The organism is Kitasatospora sp. MY 5-36 (genome assembly GCF_001182915.1).
Lineage (GTDB): Bacteria > Actinomycetota > Actinomycetes > Streptomycetales > Streptomycetaceae > Kitasatospora.
Genome location: NZ_LFVW01001124.1, coordinates 1 through 1,809, shown reverse-complemented (window position 1 = coordinate 1,809; position 1,809 = coordinate 1). Strand labels below are relative to the sequence as shown.

Genomic DNA, 1,809 nt, shown 5'->3' with positions numbered 1-1,809 from the left:
CGGTCAGTTCGGCCGCCAGCTCGGCGGCTCCCGGCGCATCGCCTCCCCGGCGGCCGGCCAGCAGCAGCCGCCGGGCGCCGTGCCCGGTGACCAGGTGCCGCGCCACGGCCCGGCCGATGGCGCCCGTCCCGCCGGTGATCAGGACGGTTCCGTCCGGGTCGAGGACCGGCGGGACGGTGAGCACGACCTTGCCGACGTGGGTGCCCTGGCGCAGCAGCCCGAAGGCCTCGGGCGCCCGCCGGACGTCCAGGTCGGTGACGGCGGGCCAGCCGAACGCGCCCCGGGCGAACAGCTCGACCGTCCGCTCCAGCAGGCGGGCGAGGTGCTCGGGCGGCAGCTGGAGCAGGTTGAACGCCCGGTAGCGCACGCCGGGGTGCGCGGCGGCCACCTCGGCGGGGTCGCGCTGTTCGGTCCGGCCGAGCTCGACCAGGAGCCCGCCGGGACGCAGCAGCCGCAGCGACTCGTCGACGAGCTCGCCGGTCAGCGAGTTCAGGACGAGCGCCATCCGCCGGTCGCCCGCGTCGGGGCCCGCACCCGGGCCGGCACTCGGGCCGGCACCGAAGCGGGCGCCGAAGCCGGGCTCGCGGGAGGAGGCGAGGTGGTCGTCGTCGAGGCCGAGGGCGCGCAGCGCGGGCCACTTGGCGGGGCTCGCGGTCGCGAAGACCTCCGCGCCCAGGTGCCGGGCCAGCTGGACGGCGGCCAGGCCGACGCCGCCCGCCCCGGCGTGGACCAGCACCCGGTCCCCCGCGCCCACGCCGCCCAGTTCGACCAGGGCGTGCAGGGCGGTCAGGTGGGCGACCGGCACGGCGGCGGCCCGGGTGAAGGACCAGTCGTCCGGGATCCTGACCAGGGTGCGCTGGTCGGCCTGGGCCACCGTGCCGAACGCCGCCGGGAACAGGCCCGTCACCCGGTCGCCGACGGCCAGGCCGGTGACCCCGGGCCCGGTCGCGGTGACCACGCCCGCGCCCTCCAGGCCGAGCGGGCCCGGATCGCCGGGGTGCATGTCGAGCGCGCCCAGGACGTCGTGGAAGTTCAGCCCGGCGGCGCGGACCGCGACCCGGACCCGGCCGGGGCCGGGCTCGGCGGCGGCCTCGGGACAGGGCCGCAGCTCCAGGCCGGTGAGGGTGCCGCGCTCGGGGATGTCCAGGTGCCAGGCCGCCGCGTCCTCGGGGGGCCGCAGCGCGGGATCGCCCACGGCGGACACCAGCCGGGGCACCAGGACGGCGCCGTCGCGGACGGCCAGCTGGTTCTCCTCCGGGGTCAGTACGGCGGCCGGGACCTCGGGGGCGCCTTCGGTCGCGGGAGTGCTTTCGGTCGCGGGAGTGCCTTCGGGCACGGTGGTGCCGGGGGCCAGGTCGACCAGGGTGAACCGGCCCGGGTGCTCGACCTGGGCGGTGCGCACCAGGCCCCAGACCGCCGCCTGGGCGAGGTCCCGGACGGTCTCGCCGGGCCGCACGGCGACCGCGCCCCGGGTGACCAGCACCAGACGGGACCCGGCGAGCCGGTCCTCGGCGAGCCACCGGGCGAGCAGGTCCCGGGTGCGGTGGACGGCGGTCCTGGCCGCCATCGCCGGGTCGGTGGCGTCCTGCGGTCCGTGCGGTCCGGTCGGGCAGCTCACCACGGTGGGCGTGTCCGGGTCGGCCGCCGCGAGCAGCGCGTCCGGGTCGAGGGCGTCCCACGGGACGACCGGCACCGGGCCGACCGGCGACGACACCGGCTCCGACTCCCGCAGCGGTTCCCAGCCGAGGGCGAACAGCGAGTCGCGCGCGGCGGCGGCCGGGTCGGCGGGGCGTCCCGCCGCGACCGGGC

General features: G+C 79.2%; 1 protein-coding gene. It reads right to left on the bottom strand.

From position 1 onward, the window contains the following. On the bottom strand, window positions 1-1,809 hold a 1,809-nt coding region (locus tag AE652_RS40705; protein ID WP_049660904.1), incomplete at both ends, for a zinc-binding dehydrogenase.